We start from the raw sequence: 2289 nt of genomic DNA, 5'->3' as shown, positions 1-2289 counted from the left end.
CATTCGTGGTTGATGGGGTGGACGGCCCCCTACGGCATCAGTGTGCCAGAATGAGGTTGTTGCAAATCTCAGCAAGGGAGCCGTCCGTGACGAAGATTATCCGCATTGGAATGGATACGTCGAAGTATATTTTTGTGCTGCACGGGATTGATGAGGATGAGCGGCCTGTGCTGCGCAAGAAGCTTTCGCGCAAGCAGGTGGTGGAGTTCTTTGCCAAATTGCCGCCGACCGTGATCGGGATGGAGGCCTGCGGAGCCTCGCAATATTGGGCGCGGGAGCTCTCCAGGCTGGGCCATGAGGTGAAGCTGATGGCCCCGCAATTGGTGAAGCCCTATGTCGCGCGGAACAAGAACGACTGGCGGGATGCGGAAGCGCTGTGTGAGGCGATGAGCCGGCGGACCATGCGCTTTGTGCCGGTCAAGACAGCCGAGCAGCAAGCCGCGTTGATGCTGATGGGAATCCGCGACGGGTTGATCGCCCGGCGCACCCAGTTGACCAATACGATCCGCGGCCACGCGGCGGAGTATGGCCTGATTGCACCCAGGGGGCTGGACAGGATCGAGCCGCTGCTGGCGCAGATCGCGCAGAACGAGACGCTTCCCGCTCTGGCGCGTGAGCTGTTTGTCGTGCTGGGCCGCGAGTACGCCAAGCTCGAGAGCGAACTGGAGGCAATCGAGGCCAAGGTGATGGCCTGGCACCGCGGCGATGCCACGGGCCGGCGTCTGGCAACGATCCCCGCGGTCGGCCCGATCATTGCGACCGCGCTGGTGATGAAGACGCCCGATCCGCGTGCGTTCCCCTCCGGTCGGCATTTTGCGGCCTGGGTGGGATTGACGCCCAAGGACCATTCCACTGGTGGCAAGACCAGGCTCGGCAAGATCACGCGGGCGGGCGACGAGGACTTGAGACGACTGCTCGTGATCGGGGCCACGGCGGTGATCCGGCAGGCCAGAGGTGGGCGCGGCCAGCATCCGCGCTGGCTGCTGGCATTGATTGCGCGCAAGCCGCCGAAGCTCGCCGCCGTGGCGCTCGCCAACAAGGTCGCCCGCATCGCCTGGAAGCTCATGGTGACCGGCGAGAGTTACGACGCGGCGCGGTCGAATGCCGCTACGGCAGTGGCCGCCTAACAGATTGGCCGACCGGCGGGCTCGCTCGCCGGCCGATCCGGAGCTGCAGGAGCAGATGGAGCGATCGATCGAGCAACGATGCGAGACAATCCGTGGGACCCATTGGCCGCCAGCAGGTCGCCAGGTTGTTTGGAACTCGCATCGCGCAAACCATCTTGGCCAGCGATCCAATCGATCGCGCTCAACAGGCCGGACATATGGATGCAAGCGATCCGATCTCACCAAAAAGCTCTTGTGCCACGGGGCCGTCCACATATGGGTCCCTGCTTTCGCAGGGACGACACTGAGTGTGATGCACGAGCTGTGAGTCATACATCCGCACTCTCGCGGCGCGATGCGTCCGAGGTTTGCTGCATCTTCGCCGCTCTGAAATCAGAGGGCGCAGGGAAAGCCGGGTGCCCGTTCTCCACATACACCCACAAGCATAGATGGTGAGTTTCTCATACGATTGGCGGCGTAAGTCGCCCTGAACCCCTACCGGGCCGGTTCCTCGTTGGGACCGGCCTTTTTTCTGCCCGCCCCTAGAAGCCGTTTAGAGAGTCACTGAGAGGCGTTTGGTTTGGGTGGTGCCAAGGTCCAGCCGGTCAAAACAAACGCACAGGCGACTCTGCCTGCCGGGCTGGCGCTGGCAAGCCGTAGAGAGTGCAACCCTAAACGACAAAAAGCCCGATGCCGGTCTATGGCATCGGGCTGTTTTGGTTGAGTTCAGCGATTAGTCAACTTGACCGGAAATACAAAGCCGTCGAGTCCAAGCTTTATTGCCCGATCAATTTCCGCGTCGAGTTGAGCATAGAGCTGCTTCCGCTCCCGCCGAACTAAAATCTTTTCGGCTTCCGCTTGCAGCTCGGCCTGTGTCCGCATCCGGTAGGTTTTGGCCTTACGATCGTATTTGAGCGGGTGAACCATAACCTCCGCAGTCGTCTCTGCCATTGATGATCCTCGATGTCATGCGCCGTGAACCGGCTCAAGGCCGGTCACGGTCGCAGAATGTGAAATTTGGGGAAGGTCGCGGCTTCCGTTTTGCTGGCCCGATGCCTGACGGCTTGGCTCTGATGGCGGAAGATACCTGATCGCGCGACGATCACGATGTATGTCGCTTGCCGGATCAATGCAAGTCGTCAGTGAAGTACAATCCGCCGCTCGCCTGCAGCAACCTCGCCGA

General features: G+C 61.3%; 2 protein-coding genes. One reads left to right on the top strand and one right to left on the bottom strand.

The features are described from left to right. Positions 1-86: 86 nt before the first annotated feature. A complete protein-coding gene (locus tag AS156_RS03780; protein ID WP_066500203.1) occupies positions 87-1127 on the top strand; it encodes an IS110 family RNA-guided transposase in 1041 nt (346 codons plus the stop codon). Between the two features lie 705 nt (positions 1128-1832). Here AS156_RS03780 and AS156_RS03775 read toward each other — a convergent pair. Then, on the bottom strand, positions 1833-2057 hold the full coding sequence (locus AS156_RS03775; protein ID WP_066500179.1) for a hypothetical protein: 225 nt from the start codon (positions 2055-2057) through the stop codon (positions 1833-1835). Between the last annotated feature and the right edge of the window lie 232 nt (positions 2058-2289).

The organism is Bradyrhizobium macuxiense, from assembly GCF_001542415.1.
Lineage (GTDB): Bacteria > Pseudomonadota > Alphaproteobacteria > Rhizobiales > Xanthobacteraceae > Bradyrhizobium > Bradyrhizobium macuxiense.
Note: the sequence above shows the minus strand (reverse complement) of the source record. Positions and strands in the feature narration are given on the sequence as shown.